Annotated in this window: 22 protein-coding genes and 1 tRNA gene; 7 read left to right on the forward strand and 16 right to left on the reverse strand. The window is 61.9% G+C overall.

Translation table 11 applies throughout. The features are described 5' to 3' along the window. Positions 1-103: 103 nt before the first annotated feature. The 7 genes from rnc to rpoZ all read right to left on the reverse strand — a co-directional run bounded on the left by rnc (position 104) and on the right by rpoZ (position 5,977). Entirely contained in the window at positions 104-817 is a 714-nt protein-coding gene (gene rnc, locus CRO48_RS11350) for a ribonuclease III (RefSeq protein ID WP_097139234.1), read from the reverse strand. Continuing rightward, positions 814-1,584 (reverse strand): signal peptidase I, encoded by a 771-nt coding sequence (gene lepB / locus CRO48_RS11355; RefSeq protein ID WP_407071913.1) that lies wholly within the window; start codon positions 1,582-1,584, stop codon positions 814-816. The genes rnc and lepB overlap by 4 nt, the downstream gene beginning before the upstream one ends. A gap of 77 nt (positions 1,585-1,661) precedes the next feature. Continuing rightward, on the reverse strand, positions 1,662-2,072 hold the full coding sequence (acpS, locus tag CRO48_RS11360) for a holo-ACP synthase (protein ID WP_097139236.1): 411 nt from the start codon (positions 2,070-2,072) through the stop codon (positions 1,662-1,664). Between the two features lie 50 nt (positions 2,073-2,122). Next, positions 2,123-2,695 (reverse strand): DUF2062 domain-containing protein, encoded by a 573-nt coding sequence (locus CRO48_RS11365; protein ID WP_097139237.1) that lies wholly within the window; start codon positions 2,693-2,695, stop codon positions 2,123-2,125. 105 nt (positions 2,696-2,800) lie between these two features. Beyond that, positions 2,801-2,953: a DUF3563 family protein gene (locus CRO48_RS11370; RefSeq protein ID WP_097139239.1), complete on the reverse strand. Its 153-nt coding sequence runs from the start codon at positions 2,951-2,953 to the stop codon at positions 2,801-2,803. Positions 2,954-3,167: 214 nt separating this feature from the next. Next, positions 3,168-5,390: a RelA/SpoT family protein gene (locus CRO48_RS11375; protein ID WP_097139241.1), complete on the reverse strand. Its 2,223-nt coding sequence runs from the start codon at positions 5,388-5,390 to the stop codon at positions 3,168-3,170. 185 nt (positions 5,391-5,575) lie between these two features. Next, positions 5,576-5,977: a DNA-directed RNA polymerase subunit omega gene (gene rpoZ, locus CRO48_RS11380; protein ID WP_097139243.1), complete on the reverse strand. Its 402-nt coding sequence runs from the start codon at positions 5,975-5,977 to the stop codon at positions 5,576-5,578. Positions 5,978-6,265: 288 nt separating this feature from the next. Between rpoZ and CRO48_RS11385 the strand changes: the two genes are divergently transcribed. Continuing rightward, positions 6,266-6,844 carry a LabA-like NYN domain-containing protein gene (locus CRO48_RS11385; protein WP_097139245.1) on the forward strand — a complete coding sequence of 193 codons (579 nt, stop codon included), beginning with the start codon at positions 6,266-6,268 and terminating at the stop codon, positions 6,842-6,844. A 140-nt stretch (positions 6,845-6,984) separates the two neighbouring features. Further along, positions 6,985-7,443 (forward strand): hypothetical protein, encoded by a 459-nt coding sequence (locus CRO48_RS11390; RefSeq protein WP_097139246.1) that lies wholly within the window; start codon positions 6,985-6,987, stop codon positions 7,441-7,443. A 225-nt stretch (positions 7,444-7,668) separates the two neighbouring features. Here CRO48_RS11390 and smpB read toward each other — a convergent pair whose 3' ends face one another. After that, a complete protein-coding gene (smpB, locus tag CRO48_RS11395) occupies positions 7,669-8,148 on the reverse strand; it encodes an SsrA-binding protein SmpB (RefSeq protein ID WP_097139248.1) in 480 nt (159 codons plus the stop codon). Positions 8,149-8,156: 8 nt separating this feature from the next. After that, positions 8,157-9,041, reverse strand: coding sequence for a 4-hydroxy-tetrahydrodipicolinate synthase (dapA, locus tag CRO48_RS11400; RefSeq protein WP_097139250.1), 885 nt, complete (start codon positions 9,039-9,041; stop codon positions 8,157-8,159). A gap of 305 nt (positions 9,042-9,346) precedes the next feature. Between dapA and CRO48_RS11405 the strand changes: the two genes are divergently transcribed. Together CRO48_RS11405 and CRO48_RS11410 are read left to right on the forward strand one after the other, a co-directional pair. Beyond that, positions 9,347-11,410, forward strand: coding sequence for a lytic transglycosylase domain-containing protein (locus CRO48_RS11405; RefSeq protein ID WP_407071914.1), 2,064 nt, complete (start codon positions 9,347-9,349; stop codon positions 11,408-11,410). 47 nt (positions 11,411-11,457) lie between these two features. Next, on the forward strand, positions 11,458-12,345 hold the full coding sequence (locus tag CRO48_RS11410) for an alpha/beta fold hydrolase (protein ID WP_097139253.1): 888 nt from the start codon (positions 11,458-11,460) through the stop codon (positions 12,343-12,345). Positions 12,346-12,550: 205 nt separating this feature from the next. Here the strand turns inward: CRO48_RS11410 and CRO48_RS11415 are convergent, their stop codons facing one another. Together CRO48_RS11415 and CRO48_RS11420 are read right to left on the reverse strand one after the other, a co-directional pair. Continuing rightward, positions 12,551-13,654 carry a porin gene (locus tag CRO48_RS11415; protein ID WP_097139254.1) on the reverse strand — a complete coding sequence of 368 codons (1,104 nt, stop codon included), beginning with the start codon at positions 13,652-13,654 and terminating at the stop codon, positions 12,551-12,553. Between the two features lie 509 nt (positions 13,655-14,163). After that, positions 14,164-15,222, reverse strand: a complete 1,059-nt coding sequence (locus CRO48_RS11420; protein WP_097139256.1) for a porin — start codon at positions 15,220-15,222, stop codon at positions 14,164-14,166. Between the two features lie 565 nt (positions 15,223-15,787). Here CRO48_RS11420 and CRO48_RS11425 point away from each other — a divergent pair. Together CRO48_RS11425 and CRO48_RS11430 are read left to right on the forward strand one after the other, a co-directional pair. Next, a complete protein-coding gene (locus CRO48_RS11425; RefSeq protein ID WP_097139258.1) occupies positions 15,788-16,054 on the forward strand; it encodes a porin in 267 nt (88 codons plus the stop codon). Between the two features lie 54 nt (positions 16,055-16,108). Then, positions 16,109-17,164, forward strand: a complete 1,056-nt coding sequence (locus CRO48_RS11430) for a porin (protein WP_176526723.1) — start codon at positions 16,109-16,111, stop codon at positions 17,162-17,164. A 123-nt stretch (positions 17,165-17,287) separates the two neighbouring features. Here the strand turns inward: CRO48_RS11430 and ftsZ are convergent, their stop codons facing one another. From ftsZ to CRO48_RS11445, 5 genes are all read right to left on the reverse strand, one after another. Continuing rightward, positions 17,288-18,307 (reverse strand): cell division protein FtsZ, encoded by a 1,020-nt coding sequence (gene ftsZ, locus CRO48_RS11435; protein ID WP_097139262.1) that lies wholly within the window; start codon positions 18,305-18,307, stop codon positions 17,288-17,290. A gap of 279 nt (positions 18,308-18,586) precedes the next feature. Beyond that, positions 18,587-18,754 (reverse strand): hypothetical protein, encoded by a 168-nt coding sequence (locus CRO48_RS32165; protein WP_176526724.1) that lies wholly within the window; start codon positions 18,752-18,754, stop codon positions 18,587-18,589. A 201-nt stretch (positions 18,755-18,955) separates the two neighbouring features. After that, positions 18,956-19,180: a hypothetical protein gene (locus tag CRO48_RS11440; RefSeq protein WP_097139264.1), complete on the reverse strand. Its 225-nt coding sequence runs from the start codon at positions 19,178-19,180 to the stop codon at positions 18,956-18,958. Between the two features lie 288 nt (positions 19,181-19,468). Next, complete coding sequence (locus tag CRO48_RS31790) at positions 19,469-19,801, reverse strand: hypothetical protein (protein WP_141402040.1); 333 nt, start codon at positions 19,799-19,801, stop codon at positions 19,469-19,471. A 64-nt stretch (positions 19,802-19,865) separates the two neighbouring features. Continuing rightward, positions 19,866-20,327: a BA14K family protein gene (locus tag CRO48_RS11445; protein WP_097139266.1), complete on the reverse strand. Its 462-nt coding sequence runs from the start codon at positions 20,325-20,327 to the stop codon at positions 19,866-19,868. Positions 20,328-20,607: 280 nt separating this feature from the next. Here CRO48_RS11445 and CRO48_RS11450 point away from each other — a divergent pair. Further along, positions 20,608-20,697 (forward strand) — tRNA-Ser (locus tag CRO48_RS11450). The last annotated feature ends 186 nt before the right edge of the window (positions 20,698-20,883 follow it).

Here is a 20,883-nt window from a genome sequence, read left to right on the forward strand (position 1 = left end):
CATCATGCGCACAGGTCGCGGCGGCACTCAATTCATTTCGGATCGGTATTCATTTGGCGCTCTCGCCATCCGGATCGCGGCCGCACCGCTGGTCCGGCCGCTTTCACTCGGAAGGCTTCGGCCAGACGCCCTCGCGCTCCAGCACCCTGGTCGCCGCTACCTGCTCGGCCGCGCGCTTCGAACGCTCCGTTCCAGTCGCAGGTGCCACGCCCGCGATCTCCACCGTCACCGTGAAGCGCGGATCGTGATCCGGACCGGAGCGGTCGTCGATGCGATAGACGGGCGTTGTGGCAAAGTTGGCGTGCGCCCATTCCTGCAATTCGGTCTTGGCGTCGCGCCGTCCGCCATGCTCGCTTCTGGCGCGTTTCTGCCAGTTGCGCAGGATGAAGCCCCGCGCGGCCTCCAGGCCGCCGTCGAGATAGATCGCGGCGATCAGCGCTTCGACCACGTCCGCGCGCACATTCATCATCGGCTTTCCCGTGAGCTTCTTCACGTCGGAGCCGGTGCGGATGAACTGGTGCAGGCCGAGATCGTCAGACACGCTGGCGCAGCTCTCGGCGCTGACAAGCTGGTTCAGGCGCACGGAAAGCTCGCCCTCGCTCGCCTCGCGGAACGTCTGGAACAGCATTTCGGCAACGCACAGGCCCAGCACGCGGTCGCCGAGAAACTCCAGCCGTTCGTAGTTACTTCCCTTGGCGGGGCGCGCACTGGCATGGGTGATCGCCCGGTCGAGGCGTTCCTTGTTGGTGAAGGCGTATCCGATCGCGGCCTCGAGACGGCCGCGATTTTCCTCGTTCAACGGCTTGGCCGATTTCATTCTACAACCTTGAAGAGGCGATCCCAGCGCAGGTTGGTGGGCCACTTCCAGATTTCACGGAAAGCGGTGTCATTGCCGAGCGAGAAGAAGATCAGGCTGGCACGGCCGATCAGGTTCTCCGCAGGCACGAAGCCCACGTCGAAGCGGCTGTCGGCGGAATTATCGCGGTTGTCGCCCATCATGAAATAGTGGCCCTCGGGAACGAGGAACTCGCGCGTGTTGTCGCCGATGGTGCCGATGCGCGTATCCAGCGTGTCGAACGATACGCCGTTGTCGAACGTCTCGCGGAAGACGGGGATGTTCTCGCCGGTGTCATACTGGCCGTCCGCGCGGAAGAAGCCGTCTGGCTGACGCGGAACCGGCTTGTCGTTGATGTAGAGGACGCTGTCGCGCACCTGCACGCGATCGCCGGGAAGGCCTACGACCCGCTTGATGTAGTCGATATCGGGATTCGGCGGAAAGCGGAAGACGACGATGTCGCCACGCTCCGGCTCGCTTGCGAAGATGCGGCCCGAAAACAGGTCGGGCGAAAAGGGCAGCGAGTACTTCGAATAGCCGTAGGAAAACTTGTTGACGAAAAGGTAGTCGCCGACGAGCAGGGTCGGCATCATCGAGCCGGACGGGATGGTGAACGGTTGGAACAGGACGGTGCGAATGACGACCGCGAGCAGGAGCGCCTGTATGATGACCTTGACGTTTTCCCACAGGCCGCTCTCAGCCTTTTTAGTCTTCTCTGTCACGCCTGATTTGTCCTCTTGTGCAACCATGACGCCCTCTTAGCGCAAGTTCGAATGAATTGAAATCGCAGGCGTGAAAATGCCGCAAGCACCGGCCGGCGCCCGGCCTATCGCGCCGGCGATACGGGCAACGCCTCGATGATGACGAATGCCTGCGCAAGAGGGAAATCGTCCGTGATGGTGATGTGGATGAGTGCTTCATGCCCCGGCGGCGTCATCGCCTTCAGGCGCTCCCCCGCCCCGCCGGTGAGCTTCATCGTCGGCTTGCCGCCTGGAAGATTGACGACGCCCATGTCCTTCCAGAAGACGCCCTGCGCCAGCCCGGTCCCCAGCGCCTTTGAACAGGCTTCCTTGGCGGCAAAGCGCTTGGCGTAGGAGGCGGCGCGATTCTTGCGGCCATCCGATTTCCGCCGCTCGATCTCGGTGAAGCAGCGCTGCGTGAAGCGCTCGCCGAAGCGTTCCAGCGACTTTTCCACGCGCCTGATGTCGATGAGGTCGCTGCCGATGCCGATGATCATGTTTCAATCCTGTCTATAACGAGCCCTTTGCGAGCGGCCGACGGCCGACATCAGACCGTCGGCGGCGTCAAAACGCGGGCGCTCTGCTCCACGAGGCGCTGCGACCGCCGCCGCTGGAAGACCCGCACGGCGACCAGCGTCGCGCCGTACGCGAAGACCGCGACTGGCAGGCCGAGCGCGAATGACCCGACGAGCATCGGCTTGAGTACCGGCGCCCACAGATCGGCGAACTTCAGATGTTCGAAAAGGTGGCGCAGGTCAATTGGCCCGCCGCTGTGTTCCGAGGTCAGACCCAGCATCCACTCCCCGAGCCTGAACGTACCGGCCCATATGAACGGAAGTGTCAGCGGATTGGCGAACGTGGTCGCAAGCGCTGCGGCGACCAGGTTTCCCGAGAGCAGATAGCTCACCAGCACGGCAAGGATCACATGAAGCCCGAGAAAGGGCGTGAACGCGCTCAGCATCCCAATGGCGACGCCGGTGGCAATCGCATGCGGCGTGGCCGACAAACGCAAGATTCGCTTGCCGAGATAACGGAACGGCCGGCTCAAGCCCTTGCGGGGCCAGAAGAACTCTCGGACCCGATCACGCCAGGTCGCGGGCTTGCGGCGTCTGAACAACATGGCTCAGACATAGCCGATCGCTTGGTGGCTTTTCAATGGCTGTCGGCCGCCACGAGCCACAAGGTGGCGCAAACGTTTCGCTGCGCCACAGGGCGGCATTTCTGCTTAGTAGTGCTTGCGGAACAGGCCGCGGTCGATCTGACGCTGGCGATACTCGAGATCGATGCGATCGATCGCGCTGTTCAGATAGGCTGCCTCGCGTTCGGCAGCGGTCGGTACGCGCAGGGCGCGGGTGAAATTCCTGATTTGCTTGAACATCGGTTAAACCCTTGTCTGGTTCGACCTCCCGAGAGCAAAGATAGTAAAATCCGCGCGAACAACCAGCGTTACTAATGTACCCCAGCCATGCACAAACCGCATATCGCGTCGGTCAAAAATTAGGCATCTGTGCAATTTTCAGGGCAAGCGCCGGCAAAACTGCATGGAGCCGCCGGATTTCGGCCGACTTTGACCGGGCTATCCCGATAGCACCTCAGCTAAAGACGCGGCTGACGGTGGAAACGCAGGGCAGTTCCTTCAGCTGGCCGATAATCTGGTTCAGCTGGCGCAGGTCCCAGACCTCCAGGTCCATCTGGACTTCGGTGAAATCAGCGGCCACCCGGTTCATAGTGAGCGAGCGGATGTTGACGTCGCCGGTCGCCAGCACCTGCGTCACCTCCGCCAGAGACCCCGGTTCGTTCAGCTCGTTGAGCACGATCCGGGCCATGAAGCGGGTGTTGTTCGCCTCGTCCAGATCCCAGCGCACGTCGATCCAGCGCTCCGGTTCGTCGTCGAACTTCTGAAGCGCGGGCGACTGGATCGGATAGATGGTGATGCCCTTGTCGAGCTCCATGATGCCGACGATGCGGTCTCCCGGCACGGCGCCGCCGGCGGAGAAATGGACCTCGGCATTGCCGGAGAGACCGCGGATGGGCAGCGCCTCGGGGCCGGCGGCCATCATGGCGTCCAGCTGCGCCTTGGACTTGCCGGGCAGCTTGAAGACCATGCCCGATGCGCTGCGCATCGGGAACCAGCCCTCCTCCTGATTGGGCTTCACGGTTACACGCTCGTCCTGATGGTCCGGGTGGACGGCGCGCAGCACGTCGAGCGAAGAAAGTTCGCCGCGGCCGACGGCTGCAATCGCATCCTCGACCTCCTTCTGGCCGAGCCGGTGCAGGACCGGCTTCAGCGCATCGCGCGAAAACGACTTGCCGGCGCGATCGAATGTGCGCTCGATGATGCGGTAACCGAGGCCGGCATACTGCTTGCGCACGGCAGCACGCGTCGCACGCCGAATGGCGGCGCGCGCCTTGCCGGTGACGACAATCTCCTCCCAGGCCGGCGGCGGCACCTGGATGCCGGAGCGGATGATCTCCACCTCGTCGCCGTTGTTGAGGCGGGTGACGAGCGGCATGATGCGGCCGTTGATCTTGGCGCCGACGCAGGTGTCGCCGATATTGGTGTGGACGGCATAGGCGAAATCGATCGGCGTCGCCCCGCGCGGCAGGGCGATCAGCTGCCCCTTCGGCGTGAAGCAGAACACCTGGTCCTGGAAAAGTTCGAGCTTGGTATGCTCGAGGAATTCCTCCGGATTGTCGCCTTCGGCCAGCGACTCGATCGTGCGCCGCAGCATCGCATAGGCGTTGGAGGGAGCCGCCTTCTCGCCGTTGGGGACCGGTTCCTTGTCCTTGTAGAGCGAATGGGCGGCAATACCGTACTCGGCGATCTCGTGCATGCGGCGCGTGCGGATCTGCAGCTCGATGCGCTGGCGGGACGGACCGATGATGGTGGTGTGGATCGACTGGTAGTCGTTCTGCTTCGGGGTGGAGATGTAGTCCTTGAAGCGCCCCGGCACGACCCGCCAGCGCGTGTGGACGATGCCGAGCGCGCGGTAGCAGGAGGGCACGTCATCGACGAGGATGCGGAAGGCATAGACATCCGACAACTGCTCGAACGACAGCGACTTTGACTGCATCTTGCGGAAGACCGAATAGGGCTTCTTCTGCCGCCCCTTGACGATCGCGGTCGCAAGGCCGTTCGCGACGAGCAGCTCGCCCAGTTCCGCCTCGATCTTGCGGATCAGGCCCTCGTTGCGCTGCGACATCTCGGCCAGCTTGCGGGTGACCGTCTCGTAGGCTTCAGGATTGATATGCCGGAAAGCGAGGTCTTCGAGTTCCTCGCGCATGTCCTGCATGCCCATGCGGCCGGCGAGCGGCGCATAGATGTCCATCGTCTCTTCGGAAATACGCGCCCTCTTCTCGGCCGTCATGTGGTCGAGCGTGCGCATGTTGTGCAGCCTGTCGGCCAGCTTGACGAGCAGGACGCGCACGTCGTCCGAAATCGCCAGCAACAGCTTTCGCAGGTTTTCCGCCTGCTTGGCCTTCTTGGAAACGAGGTCGAGCTTCTTGATCTTGGTCAGGCCTTCGACCAGCCGGCCGATGTCCTCGCCGAACAGCTCGTCGATCTCGGCGCGGGTTGCCGTCGTATCCTCGATCGTGTCGTGCAGCAGGGCGACCGCGATGGTGGATTCGTCGAGTCGCATCTCGGTGAGGATCGCCGCCACTTCCAGCGGGTGGGAGATGTATGGGTCGCCGCTCGCCCTCTTCTGCTGCCCATGCTTCTGCATGGCATAGACATAGGCCTTGTTCAGCAGGGCCTCGTTCGCATCGGGCTTGTATTTCTGAACCCGCTCGACGAGTTCATATTGGCGCATCATCCGGCGGCTGCTCCCACTGCGCCGTCCGCCCGGCCGGGCGCAAATGAGCGCAGTTACATCTTCAAACGGCTCATTCCGGTCGGAGTCGATCACCGTTCCGGAACACAGGCGGGCAACGAAAAAGTGCGCCGATCGAGAAGACGGCGCACTGCACAACTCTTATATATGCGACGGCGCGTGCGCCATCAATAATCGTCGCTCTTCTCCGGCGGGACAAGACCTTCGATACCGGCGAGCAGCTCTTCTTCCGACATGCGGTCGAAGGTGACGACTTCCGGCTGGTCTTCGTCTTCCTCGGCGAGAACGAAGCCTGCTTCCTCGGTGACGAGCGAGGCCGCATCGGGCTCGGGCTCGTCCACTTCGACATGCTTCTGCAGCGAGTGGATCAGGTCTTCCTTCAGGTCGCCCGGCGACAGCGTCTCGTCAGCAATCTCGCGCAGCGCGACTACGGGGTTCTTGTCGTTGTCGCGGTCGACGGTGATCGATGCGCCCTGCGAAATGAGGCGCGCGCGGTGGCTTGCGAGAAGAACCAGCTCGAAGCGGTTGTCTACCTTGTCAATGCAGTCTTCAACGGTGACACGGGCCATTGCCTGTCCTTTACGGTCGAGAATTTCCGGAGTTTTAAAGCCCCGATACAATCAATGGGCCGGGAATTCAAGTTTTTCCTTGCCACAGAACACGTGAAGGCCCGGCGCACTTCCCGCAGTGGTCTGCCAAGAATTTCCCTGTATTCAACCTAGATTTGCTTGGAAATTTCTGGGCCCTGCCCTAAATCGCGTATATCATTGGTTTGTAATGTTTCTGAGCCGGGTACGCATCATAGCATCGGATTCATACAGATTTTTCAAGCGCTTTCGGCAAAAGGATATCGCTGAATGTTCGATCCCCGCGAAAAGATCGCACTCTTTATCGACGGCGCCAATCTTTATGCCGCGTCGAGAACACTCGGATTCGACATTGACTACCGCAAGCTGTTGAAGGCCTTCCAGAAGCGCGGCTATCTTCTGCGCGCCTATTATTACACGGCGCTGATCGAAGACCAGGAATATTCCTCCATCCGCCCGCTGATCGACTGGCTTGACTATAACGGCTACAAGGTCGTCACCAAGCCGGCCAAGGAATTCACCGACTCGCTCGGTCGCCGCAAGATCAAGGGCAACATGGACATCGAACTGGCGATCGACGCCATGGAACAGTCCGAAACGGTCGATCATCTCGTCATCTTTTCCGGCGACGGCGATTTCACCACGCTCGTCGAAGCCCTGCAGCGCCGCGGCCGGAAGGTGTCCGTCGTCTCGACCATGTCGACCCAGCCGCCGATGATCGCCGACGACCTGCGCCGCCAGGCCGACTACTTCATCGATCTCGTGACGCTCAAGGCGGAAATCGGGCGCGATCCGTCCGAGCGTCCGCCGCGCGTGACCGAACATCCGGCAGACGACCTGCAGCACTGACCAGAGGCAACGGGCCGGGCGCAACTGGCAGTCGGGCGGGAGAAATCGGGACAATTCGTTAAAATCCCGCACATTCCGCTCAGCATTTCTTCACGCGAGCGTGGTACGGAGACCTTCCAGGCAGGAGCTCGACCACGGAAATGCTGAGTACGATTTCGAACATCAACGGCGGCGCATATGATCTCGCGGCCGGCAGAGCGCAGTCGGCCGGAACCCGGACCGAAGCGGCTGCTGCAGCATTGGCAGCCCTGTCGCCGGCGCAGCCCCTGCCGTCTGCGTCCGATCCGTTCGACGATGATGGCGACGCGCTCTCCTTCCTGTACCGCCCGAGCGGCCTCCCCGCCGGCCTTCCGGAGCAATCGGAAGGATCGTCCCGCCAGTCCTCCAGCGGTGGAGCGCGCCTCGCCGTCGAGAGCACGCAACTGACGGCGCTCCTGACGTCACTGATGGCTCCCGCTCCCGCTACCGCTGCAGACGAGACGGAAAGTGCCGCCGCCCAGCAGCAGGAAGTGGCCGAGACACAACGGCAGGCGCAGGAGCAGGCGCTCCTCCCCGCCCTGCAGCAGTCGTTGATCGCACGGTTCTACCAGCAGTTCTAGAAAACACTGCGGGCCGTGGCGGACTTTTGACGTGTCGAAGTCTGCTTTCTCTCATTGACGCGATGGGCCGAGATCGCGCGACGAAGTTCCCAAACGTGCAGGAAGACCGTAGCGCGACGCGATCCGAAGGATTGCACCTCGCCCTATCGACGTGTCGATCGAGGTCGCGGACCGCGTATTCCAGCCAGTCTTGCACGTCCTGCTCCCGCTGCCGGGAAGCAGGCCTCAGCCGCGATCCTTCAGGAGCCGGCTCTTCTGCCGGTTCCAGTCGCGCTCCTTGGCGCTCTCGCGCTTGTCGTGCAGCTTCTTGCCCTTGGCAAGCGCCAGTTCCAGCTTCGCACGGCCGCGATCGTTGAAGTAGATCTTCAGCGGCACGAGCGTCATACCCTCGCGGTTCACGGCGTTCTGCAGCCGGTGCATCTCGCGCTTCGACAGAAGCAGCTTGCGGCGGCGTCGGGTCTCGTGGTTGAAGCGATTGGCCTGCAGATACTCTGGCAGATAGGAGTTGATCAGCCAGATCTCGCCACCCTCGTCGGACGCGTAGGATTCGGCTATGTTGGCCTTGCCCTCGCGCAACGACTTCACCTCGGTGCCGGTCAGGACCAGACCGGCCTCGTAGGTGTCCACGATCTCGTAGTTGAAGCGAGCCTTGCGGTTTTCCGCCACGATCTTCTTGACCGTCGCCGGCCTGGCCTTCGTCGCCATGATGCGCCTCAGTCCATAAGGCCCGCGTGCCGCAGGGCTGCGTCGATAGCCGCCTCGGTCGCAGGCTCGAGCGTCGGCACCAGCGGCGAGCGTACCTTGCGGCTCATACCGCGCAGGCGGTTCAAGCCGTATTTCGCACCGCAGAGGCCGGGTTCCATGAAAATCGCCTTGTGCAGCGGCATCAGGCGATCCTGATATTCCAGCGCCTTCGCATAGTCGCCGGCGAGCGTCGCTGCCTGAAACTGGGCACAGAGACGCGGGGCGACGTTTGCCGTCACCGAAATGCAGCCGACGCCGCCATGGGCATTGAAGCCGAGGGCGGTTGCATCCTCGCCCGAAAGCTGGACGAACTCCTTGCCGCAGGCGATGCGCTGCTCGGAGACGCGCTCGATCTTGCCGGTGGCGTCCTTGACCCCCATGATCGACGGATAGGCCTTGTGCAATGCCCCCATCGTCTCTGGCGTCATGTCGACGACCGAACGGCCGGGAATGTTGTAGATCACGATCGGCAGACGGACGGCTTCGGCGATCGCCGCATAATGGGCGAAAAGGCCCTTCTGGGTCGGCCTGTTGTAATAGGGCGTGACGACCAGTATGGCGTCCGCCCCTGCCTTTTCCGCGTGCTCGGCCAGTTCGACGGCTTCGCGCGTGTTGTTGGAACCGGCACCGGCGATGACCGGCACGCGCTTGGCTGCGACCTCGATGCAGAGTTCGATCACGCGTTTGTGCTCGGCATGCGAAAGCGTCGGCGATTCACCCGTTGTGCCCACCGGAACGAGGCCGTTGCTGCCTTCGGCGATCTGCCATTCCACATGCGCGGAAAAGGCCGCTTCATCGACCTCCCCGCTATCGGTGAAAGGGGTAACGAGAGCGGGTATGGACCCCTTGAACATCGAGCACTCCTGAGGCCAGAGGCGTTCTCGCCGAACCCATGCTTTGGCCGTATTCCTTGATTAAATGCTGCCGCACCATAATCATGTGGCGGTCGGGCGGCAAGCGGCGCAAAACGCGTTTTCTGACTTCGCACATCATTCACGGACAAGGCCCGGAACATGCCATATCCTGATTGCTGCAAGCGAATGTCGGCGAAAGCGAACGGCACATGGTAACGCTTCATTAACGAAACGAGACCCTAATCATACCAGACGGTTACGGACGCGCTTCGCGCACGGGGAACATTCGGCGGGCCAGGCTCTTGATGACCAGAACCACAGGCATTGCAGCACTTATCCTGCTCGCGTCGGCGATGGCTGCGCCGTCCGCCGCCGATGAACTTCCGGCCGGCAAGGTGCCGCTGCCCCGCATAAAGCCGCTGGGTTTTGCAGCCGGCATGCCGTCGCACGAAACGACTGCGGCGATCGCAGTTTTCAACGGGGCGCCACAGGTCGCGCCCGACCTCAAGAGCGGTCTTGACGCGCTTTCGAACCGCGACGTGCCGGCCGCATTGCGCATCCGCAACGGCATGCCGCAGGACAGTCTCGACCGGCACATCCTGACCTGGGCGATTGCGGTTTCCGGACAAAGGAGCGTGCCGTCCTACGAGATCGCGGCGGCGCAAAAATCCCTGAAAGGCTGGCCGGGCCTGAAGATTCTGCGGGCCAGCTCCGAAAGGGCGATGGCCAACGAAAACCCCGCTCCCGACGCGGTGCTTGCCGCTTTCGGCACGACCCGGGCCGAAACGGTCGAAGGGGCAATGACGCTGGCGCGCGCCCGCCTCGCCCGGGGCGACGCCGCCGCCGCCGCCGAAACACTGCGCCCGTTCTGGCAGGCCAACACGCTCGACCGCGACACGGAGACGAAAATCCTCTCCGAGTTCGGGACGATCCTCACCGTTGCCGATCACCGCAAGCGCATGGAAATGCTGCTTTATCGCGAACGGGCCACGCAGGCGCAGCGCTTTGGCGACCTCGCCAAGGCGCAGTCGCTCTGGCGCGCCTGGTCTGCGGTGATCAACAAGGCGAAGAACGCCGACACGCTGGTTAAGGCCGTCGATCCCTCGTGGCACAAGGACCCGGCCTACACGTTCCTGCGGGCCGAACTGGCGAACCGTCAGGACGATTACGCGCTTGCCGCCAGGCTGCTTTCGGGCGAAACGCCGCCAGACGGTAACGCCGCCGCCGCTTCCGCATGGTGGGTGGAGCAACGAATCGCAAGCCGCGGCCTGGCCGACCAGGGTGATTTCAAGACGGCATACCGGCTCGCGGCACACCATGCCGCGAAGAGGGAGACCGATGTCGTCGAGGCCGAGTTCCATGCCGGCTGGTATGCCCTGCGCGGACTGAAGGACGCCAAGACCGCCTCCACGCACTTCCAGCGCATCTTGCGCGTGTCCAACCGGCCGCTCGCCGTTTCCCGCGCCTGGTACTGGATGGGACGGGCGGCGGAGGCGGAAGGCTCGCCGCAGGCGAGCGAGTATTACGCTAAGGCCGCCAACTTCGGCGGCACCTACTACGGGCAACTGGCAGCCGCGCGCATCGGTCAGACGAACCTCAACGTCAGCTATCCCAAGCCGAGCGCTGCGGAGCGTGACCGCTTCCAGGCGCGGGAAGCCGTGCAGGCGATCGACCGGCTAACGGCAGCGGGACACGGCTTTCGGGTCGAGAGCCTTTACCGCGCGCTTGCGGAGGAACTGCAGAGCCCCGGCGAACTGGCGCTTCTCGCCGCAAGGGCGGAGACGGCAGGAAACCATCAGCTCGCGCTCCAGATCGGCAAGATCGCCTTCGGCCGCGGCATCGACGTCGCCGCGCTGGCGTTTCCCGTCGGCGTCATCCCCGCCAATGCCAACATATCCGGCTCCGGCAAGGCGCTGGCCTATGCAATCGCCCGGCAGGAGAGCGCCTTCAACCCGGCCGCTGTCTCACCGGCCAACGCCCGCGGCCTGCTGCAACTGCTGCCGGGCACCGCACAGGGGGTCGCAAAGCGCTATGGCATCGCCTACTCCGCCGAGCGGCTGACCAGCGATGCCGCCTACAACGCTACGCTTGGAGCGCATTTCCTGGGCGAGCAGATCAGCGATTTCAATGGTTCCTATGTCCTGACCTTTATTGCCTACAACGCCGGCCCGCGCCGGGTGGACCAGTGGATCCAGCGCTATGGTGATCCGCGCGGCAAGCCGATCGACGAGGTCGTCGATTGGGTCGAGCGCATTCCCTTTTCGGAGACACGCAGCTACGTTCAGCGGGTGATGGAGAACTATCAGGTCTACAAGACCCGGCTGGGCCAGAAGGCCGACATCGTGCAAGACCTGCGCATGGGGCGCTGAGCGCATTCGCGCTCAGCGACACAGGCGACACCGGATGAAGGAACGTGATGAACGAGGAAACCGCTCGCTGCTTCGACGAAATAGTCTTCACCGCAACAGACGGCCTGTCGCTCTATGCACGGGACTATCAAGCGATATCGGCAGGAGAGGCAGGCAAGGCGGCCGTCATCTGCCTTGCGGGACTGAGCCGAAACTCGCGTGACTTCCATCATTTTGCGATCGCCGTGCGCGAACGTACCGGACGGCGCGTCGTGGCAATTGACTATCGCGGCCGCGGCCGCTCCGCATGGGACGACAACAAGGCGAACTACAACATCGCGACCGAATGCGGCGATGTGCTGAGCGCCCTTTCCGCCTTGTCGGTCGATCGCGCCGTCTTCGTCGGAACGTCCCGCGGCGGCCTGATCCTACATGTTCTCGCCTCTTCGCGCCCTGACCTCATGGCTGGAGCGATCCTCAACGACATCGGCCCCGTCATCGAACCCGCCGGGCTGCGGGAGATTGCACGCTACCTCAATCGCGGCGAACGGCCGCGCGACTGGACGCAGGCGGAGGGAATTCTCCGGACAACGCACGGAGCGAACTTCCCGGTGCTTTCGGACGAAGACTGGCGGGACATGGCGGAGGCGGTCTATGTGGAAAAGGACGGCGGCATCCATGCCGATTTCGATCCGGCCATCGCACAGCATTTGCTGACACTGGATTTCGAAAGCCCCCTGCCCAATCTTTGGGCGCAATTCGAAGCTTTCGGAAAAATGCCGCTGATGGCGATCAGCGGCGAACATTCGACGCTTCTTTCGGCGCAAACGCTTGCCGAAATGTCCCGGCGTCATCCCGGTCTGCGACGGCACCTGGCCACCGGACAAGGCCATGCGCCGCTCCTGCACAGGCGGGACGTCTTTTCTGCGGTCGTGGACTTTATTCAATCCATCTGACCTCCGGATCGATCGGGGCGGAAAAGTCCCGCCTTGCCAATCCTCTTTTCGGATAGCCCTTCGCAGCGCCCTTTTCTGGCAGCGCGCGGAGCAAACGTCGCTCAGACCGGTGCCGGCCCCGTTGCGCGAACATCAGGGCATCGTCAAACGGCAAGAGCCCGGCTTTGGGCCGGGCTCTCTCCAATTTGACCGAGGTCAGATCAGATTAGAAGTCGCGCTGGAAGCGGATCATGCCGCCCCAATCTTCAGCCTTGTCGCCAGCGATCTGGTCGTAGTCGGCTACGTAGCTGACTTCCGGACGAACCTTGAAGCCCGGAACGATAGCGTAGTCGAGACCGATCGAGGTTTCAAACTTGCCAGCGTCGGTGAAGTTGCCGTCGCTGTCCGTTGCACCCTGGTCCATGAAGTTGAAGTCGCCGTAGATAGCGAGCTTCTCGGTGAACTGGTACTTCGCACCGAGCCAGACAGCCCAGTCACCGTACCACTGAGCGTAGTCGTTCTGGTAGTCGCCGTCGGTGTTCCAGCCGGCCATTACGTATGCGCTGAATGCACCGAAGGTCGCGTTGATACGGCCCTTGATGGCGCCTTCTTCGACGACAGCGTCGTAGCCGCCAACGAGGAATGCCTGGAAGCCGCCGGTCGAGTAGCTCATGCCGCCGACTACGTTCGGAACGTAGGTGTCGACCTTGTCGCTGTCGCCCAGGAAGTCGCCGCTGTTGTCGCTGCTGTCTTCGACGCCAGCCGTGAACGAGAAGCCGTTGCTCGTGTCGCCGTAGGTGTAACGGATCTGGTTGCGAGCCGTATCACCGTAGTTGACGAGGATGTAGTCGTTGTTCGAGTAGCCGCCACCGATGTAGCCGCCAGCGAAGAGCGAGTCGGTGTAACCGAGCAGGAAGCCGGCGAATTCGATGTAGCCGTGTGCCAGGTTGGTGGAGCCGCCGTTGTTGTTGTCCTTCTGGAACTCAACTTCAGCGTAGGTCTTCAGCGCACCGTATTCGGTGTCCGTAGCCGTCGAGAACTTCAGGGTCGCACGGGTACGGGTGTTCCAGGAGTCGCCGCCGCCACCGGGGAAGGTGTTCTGGCCGGTGCCCTGAACGTCGCCGCCCTTCCACTCAACGCGGAGGTAGCCGCCGATCTTGAGGCAGGTTTCGGTGCCGGGGATGTAGAAGTAGCCGGTGCCGAACGCGTCGCAGACGCGAACGTATTCCATCGGCTCCGGCTCAGCGGCGACGATTGCGTCGGCAGCCTGAGCGCCGGATACTGCTGCGAGAGCAGCAGCGGAGCCGAGAAGAAGGCTCTTGATGTTCATTTTCTGACCTCCAGTCAAAAGTTTCATTCGGGTCTGGGTCTTTTTGCTGAAGGACAGCGTTCCCTGCCCCATCCCCAACTTCAAGAAGAGGACGATCACCGCCCCTGCTTCCGGAGTTGAAAATACAAGACGATCAGACCGGCGCAATCTCCAAACAGCCGGAAGCGAGCGTTTGGCTCATGCTTCCGGTTACCGTGTTGCGCAAAGGACACAAAACTGTAACCAGGGACCGAGAAAATTTACCGGTCGTTAATAAAAAAGCTTAGGATCCGGCTACTTAAGCGCGCCGGGCATGGTTCGGACGGGGCCCATCGAGGCGGCGGAATGCGGGGATTCGCACCGCATACAGCCCCATGACTGCTGCAGGCAGCGAAGTCCCAAGCCCATTTCGGCCGCGCCGTCCCGAACGAATCTGCCAGCCACAGCTGTACCGATTCGAGAATCAGCGGCCGGGCCAGATGTGGAAAACCCGGCTCGACGCCGGGTTTTCCGAAATCCCCTGGAGGAGATTAGAAGTTGCGCTGGAAGCGGATGACGCCGCCCCAGTCTTCGGCCTCGCGGCCGGCCTTCTCGTCCATGTCGCTGCGGTAGTTGAGTTCCGGAATGACCGTGAAGCCCGGAACCACCTGGTAGGCAACGTTCAGAGCGGCTTCGACGTTGTCGCCGTCGTCGAAGTTGACACCAGCGTTGATGGTTGCCTTTTCGGTCAGCGAATAGGTGCCGCCGAGCCAGACAGCCCAGTCGCCATCCCAACGAGCGTACTTGTTCTGAACGTCGCCGTCGGTGTTCCAGCCGCCCATTGCGAAGAGCGAGACCGGACCGAACGTAACGTCGCCGCGAACCTTGATTGCGCCTTCCTCGGCGTAGTCGTCGTAACCGCCGACTGCGCGGAGCTGCCAGACGCCACCATTGTAGCCAACACCGGCAACGAGGTTCGGCACGTAGCTGTCGTAGTTGGTGTAGGTGTTGTAGCCGTCGTCGTTGCTGTCGCTGCCGTCTTCGATCGAGAACACGGCGGTGAAGCCGGCGCCCGTGTCGTACTTGTAGGTCAGCTGAGTGGACTGGAAGTCACCGTAGTCAACATCGTAGTAGTCGTTGATGTTGTTGTTGCCGAACCCGGTGAAGCTCGAATATGCCGAGTCGGTGTAACCGACCAGGAAGCCGCCGAGCTCGATGTAGCCTTCCTGCAGGTAGGTGTCCGAGTCCGTGTTGTTGTCACGGTCGAAGCGAACTTCCGTGTAGGTCTTCAGGGCACCGTATTCGGTGTCGGTTGCCGACGAGAGGCGCAGGGCAACACGAGTACGCGTGTTCCAGGAGTCGCCGCCGCCGCCGGGGAAGGTGTTCTGGCCGTTGACGTCGCCGCCCGAGATGTCGACGCGGACGTAGCCGCCGATCTTGAGGCAGGTCTCGGTGCCGGGGATGTAGAAGTAGCCGGTGCCGAACGCGTCGCAGACGCGGACATATTCCATCGGCTCGGGCTCAGCGGCGACGATCGCGTCGGCAGCCTGTGCGCCGGATACTGCTGCGAGAGCTGCAGCGGAGCCAAGAAGAAGGCTCTTGATGTTCATTTTTGACCTCCAGTCAAACATTCTGATCCGATTGCGTCGGCGGGCGAACTCCTCGTCCATCCGTCCGACTGACGCATGCCCGGGTGGGTGCCCCGACCTGCTGACCGCCACATTGCAGCCCGCGGCAAACGACGCAACCGTGAACGGCGAATATCCGAACTATAATTCAAATAGACTCCCATTGTTGTTGCAATAATAACACTGGAAGATAGCGCTAATATAAGGCAACTATCGGATTCATATGCATATTTCGGCCGAGAAAGATAACATATCGTATCTCTAGTATCAAAAATGTGCCTTACGTATACTCTTTTAATATGGAAACATGGCCAAATTTTCAACTAACTGTCCGAGATTTTTTTAGACTTAACAGATTTATATTTATTTTTATGTGGAAATATTCAAGTTATTCTCAAATTAAATAAGCAACTCCGAGACATTGCCGCTCGATATCAAGCTGCCATCGCCGCGAGGGAAGAGCGCCGGATCTCAATTGCCTTGCTTGCGACGGGAGGATCGGCGAACATGACTTCGACCGGGTTTCAAGTTTCATGGAGTGCAGGGTATGGGCCGCGCCGCGATCAGACTTGTCTTGGCGACGTGCTTTGCTGCCGGGCCTGCTTTCTATGTGTCGGCCGAGGAAGCCATCGGGCAGTACCAGACAGAAGAATCACGCCCGACGAATCCCTGCGCCCACTTCGGCCCGGGATATTCGCCGCTGGGCAGCACCCAGACCTGTATCAGAATCGGCGGGAGCATCCGCTTCGACATCGGCGGCGGCGACATCGACGACAGGGATAACGGGACCGGGCGCAAACGGACCGGCGGCTGAGATCCTGCCGCATCGGCATGCTTTGGGTCAAAACCGACCACACAGGCAATGCGCATGAAGACACCACTTGCCGCCTTTGCAGCGCTTCTTATTCCGGCGTGCGGAGCACACGCCGAGGATGCGAGCCTGAGCGCGGCGCCCGAGCCTGCGTCCTACGTTCGCGTCTGCGACGCGTTCGGCACCGGCTACTTCTATATTCCAGGGACAGAAACCTGCCTGAAGGTCGGCGGATATCTTCGCGTGGAGGCCGCAGGCGGCGATCCGAACGAACAGGACACCGTTCCGGGCGGCGGCGGCGATTCGTGGTCGACGCGGTCGCGGCTGGCGCTGCGCCTGTCCTCGGCGGCCGATACGGAGCACGGCACCCTCTCCACCTATGGCGAGGCGGAGATCGAGAACGTCGACAACGGGCCGACGAGCCTCAACATAGAGAACGCCTACCTGGAACTCGGCGGCCTGCGGGTCGGATACTCAGACACGCTCTACACCGAATTCACCGGAGATGCCGGCAACACGATCAACGACTACTACGACGTCAACTACGGCGACTTCGGCCGGACGCAGATCCGCTACACCTATGGCGAGGAAACAGGATTGAGCTTCGCACTGTCGGCGGAAGACGACAGCGATGCTAATAGCAGCGTGGTGGCGGACGCGGCGAAGCCAGACGACGACTATATGCCCGACCTGGTCGCCGCTTTCGGCTACAGCGCGGAAGGCTTCAGGATCCGCGCGGTCGGCGGATACGACGAATCGATGAATGCCGGCGCGGTCAAGCTTCGGATGGACGGGACGCTGGGGCCGGTCGAACTCTTCGCGATGGGCGGCTGGAACACCAACGGCAGCGAACCCAACAACTATGCCCGCTGGAGCGGCGACTGGGCCCTGTGGGTCGGCGGCACCTTCAAGATGACGGAAAAGGCTGCCATGAACGCCTCCGCCAACTTCGATCAGGGTGGCGATGCGGAGGCGGCCCTCAACATGACCTACACGATCGCACCGGGCTTCACAGTGGCGCCGGAAATCAACTACCGCAATCGCATGGACGAAAAGGCGGGGCCGAACGCAAAGGACTGGGGAGGCGTCATCCGCCTGCAACGCAATTTCTGATCGCGATCCGAACGGGCAGTCCCGCTCCTGATCCCAACGAAGAAGCCGCTCGCGCGGGCTGCACGCAAGCGGCTTTCAATTTCGTGCCGCGCCCGATTGCACGGACGCGGTTGCGCGGGGGCGCTATCGCTGGAAGTTGACGACGACCTGGGCCTCGGGATGCGCGCCCGCTTCGCCTTCCATCGCGCCCAGCCCGGTTGCGACCACCGAAACACGGAAGGTTCCGGCGAGCTCCTGGTCGAAGATGGCGCCGACGACGATGTTGGCGTCGTGGTGCACTTCGTCGCGGATACGCGAGGCAGCTTCGTCGACCTCGAACAGCGTCATGTCATTGCCGCCGGAAATCGAAATCAGCACGCCCTGGGCGCCCTTCATCGAGGCTTCGTCCAGCAGCGGGTTGGCGATGGCCGCTTCCGCAGCCTTCATCGCCCTGCCCTCGCCGGTCGCCTCGCCGGTGCCCATCATCGCGCGCCCCATGTCCTTCATCACGGCGCGAACGTCGGCGAAGTCGAGGTTGATCAGACCTTCCTTGACGATCAGGTCGGTGATGCAGCTGACGCCGGAATAGAGCACGCGGTCAGCCATGATGAACGCATCGGCGAAGGTGGTGTTGGCGGTCGCTACGCGGAAGAGGTTCTGGTTGGGAATAACGATGACGGTGTCGGCGCTTTCGCGCAGCCGTGCGATCCCCTCGTCGGCCATCTGCATGCGGCGGCGGCCTTCGAACGAAAACGGCTTGGTGACGACGCCGACGGTGAGGATGCCGGCCTTGCGGGCAGCCTGGGCGATGACGGCCGCAGCCCCTGTGCCGGTACCGCCGCCCATGCCGGCTGTGACGAAGCACATATGGGTGCCGGACAGATGGTCCATGATCTCGTCGATCGATTCTTCCGCAGCCGCCCGGCCGATCTCCGGATGGGCGCCGGCCCCCAGGCCGCCGGTGATATCGGCGCCGAGCTGGATGATGCGGGTGGCCTTCGACATGGTCAGCGCCTGGGCATCCGTGTTGGCGACGACGAAGTCAGCGCCCTGCAGATCCTCAGTGATCATGTTGTTGACCGCGTTGCCGCCGCCGCCGCCGACGCCGATCACGGTGATCTTCGGGCGCATTTCCGCGACCTCATGGGTCCGGGCATTCGTCATGTCTCGTCTCCTCGTAACATCGGGCCGGCGCGCCCCCTAAGGGTCCCGCGCATTCGCGAATCACCGCATCCCCGTTCGTGGATAGTGGATAACAGATGTCCGCCGCAAATAAACGCAACCGATGGTTCAGCTTTCGGTGCGCCTCGAATCACGAGGAGACCCAAGAAATGCGGCTTTCTGCCGGCAATGCGGGCGCAAGAGGCTGTTGTGAACAGCTTTTGGAACAGTCGCCGCGGCTGGGCGACCGTAGATCTGGTTCCCCTGGCTCCAAATTCGGGCCTAGACCAGGCCGAGCTTGTCGCGCTGATAGGCTTCGAAGCGCCGCGCCTCTTCCTCGGTTGAAAACGCGGTATGGACCGAACTTGTCTCGACCCGCACCGTCACGACCCACTTGCCGCTCTGCTTGACGATCGTCACAGACTTTTCTGCTCCGCTTCCTCTGCTCAAAGTCCATCTCCCAACAAGCCACACCTTCTGAGACCATTAAACGTGTCAGAGCACGGTTTGGTTTCAGCAACTTGTCATAAACGTTTCGTGATCTCGGCCATGAGCGCGGGTCTAACGGCTCGCCAGGCCGCAGCGCCGGTGTTAAGTGGCCAGAGTTGAGCGCCTGCGCCTAGGGCAGCGGAGGCGCGCCGACGTTCGGGATCAGCCGGTCGGTCGGCGCAATCTCGGGCAGACCGTCGCCTTGAGCTTTTCGCGATCGCGCGCCCCGGCCTTGTAGAACTGGATGATCTGCCGTGCCAGTTCGTCCGCGGCGGCGGAATGCTGAGAAAGAAGACATTCCCTGCAAAGATCGTCGAAGACCTCCTGCAACATGCTGAGATCCTCCGGCCCGACGAAATCGTCGGCACGGATAAAGCGCGTAATCATGCACGCCTCCCTTGCAACGACTCCGGGCGCGTCCTGCCTCGCGCCCATCACGTAAGCACCGAGTTCTAGATCGAAAGATCGATATCGAAGTGCGAGAAAATTTTTACGCTGATAGCGACGAACAGCCAAGCGGAATCTGCCGATTCGCCCGTGGGGTCCCGCTCGACCGCCACGACGAATTCCAACCCCCTAATGCAGGCACTGCTAAATCGACAATGAACAGCGATCGAACACGGGCGGACCAGGTCATGAACGCATGCCGTGCCTACTGCAGGCGGCCTAACCCAATCAGGTGATGCAGGGCAGCACCTGATGCGCCTTTTGCGGGCAACCTCCGATCGACGTCGAGACAGCGTTGCCGCCATCTCGTCTTGTGAACGGTTTGTCCACAGGCTGGAGCGGCAATATCAGTTGATGAATGCTTAATGAAATATTAATGCCGGACGTGGGAGGGGAAGCCGGGAATCTACGAATATGACCTTTCAACTTGTCCAGCTCCTCTGTTTCTTCGCCGCCGTCTTCTGGTTCTACCGCTGGGTTGCGCGCGACACGCATTAGGAAGCCATGTCGCAGGGCGTCCGGCAGCGGTGCCACGCCCTTGCGCGCCTTGGTCACACCCATCAACAGACAAAACCCCGCCGCCGGCTGACCGGCGACGGGGTTTCGCACAAAAAGACCGCGGACCTCAGCGATAGGGCGAGATGCACTGCGCCCGGACACCGACCTGCGGCACATAGCTGTTATCAAAGGCACGATAGGTGCGGTATCGGGACATGCACCAGTCGACATGCGCCTGGCTCATGCCGCGTGGCGGCGCTGCTACGCCCGGATTTGCGATGGCTCCGCCAATCACCGCACCTGCGGTGAACGCAGCCAGCGGGTACCACCATCCATCATTGTGGCGGCGATAGCCGGGCCGGTAGCCCCGGTAGCCCCTGTGACCGTTGTGCCAACCGTGGCGTGGCGGCGGCGGACGTCGATAGTGCCGGTCGCGACCGCGATCATCCCGGCGATACTGCACATCCAAAACATCGACGGAGCTTATTGCCGGCTGCTTCACTGCGGGGCTAAAAGGTGCTGCGCCTGCAGGCAAAACGCCCGAGAATGCAGTCAGCGCAGCCAAGACGACAACAGAAAGTTTTTTCATAATCCACCCTTTCAATGTACGCCCCATATAATGAGGGTCCTAGTTGAACAGGGCATGAATGGACAAGGGCGCGCCCGACCACGCGCAATGGCGCAAGGATGCCACTCCTGGATTCCGAGCGTCTGCAGGGCTGTGTCGAAATATTGCGCCGCCAGCTAAGTTCGCACGACGTTTCCGGTTTTGGCCGCCAACATCCGCGCCATCAAAATACGGGGTTGCACGCGGCCAACCAGAAAAAAGGCTTGATCGCCCATCCGATTCCCCATATCAGGACCGCGACGGAGAGGTGGCCGAGTGGTCGAAGGCGCTCCCCTGCTAAGGGAGTATACCGGAAACGGTATCGAGGGTTCGAATCCCTTCTTCTCCGCCACTTGACCTTGCTTGATTTCATTGAGCCCTTAGAGGCCTTGGTTTGGCGCCGTCATCGCCGAGTATCCAACGTATTTGCAGACCTTGTCGGGACGTCAAGGCACGCTGCCAAGCACAAGCGATCCGACGCGAATCGGGACGTAAAGCACGAGTAAAGAACAGAAATTCGTCACATCATTCAGTGGTC

The organism is Rhizobium subbaraonis (assembly GCF_900220975.1).
In the GTDB taxonomy this organism is placed as follows: domain Bacteria; phylum Pseudomonadota; class Alphaproteobacteria; order Rhizobiales; family Rhizobiaceae; genus Mycoplana; species Mycoplana subbaraonis.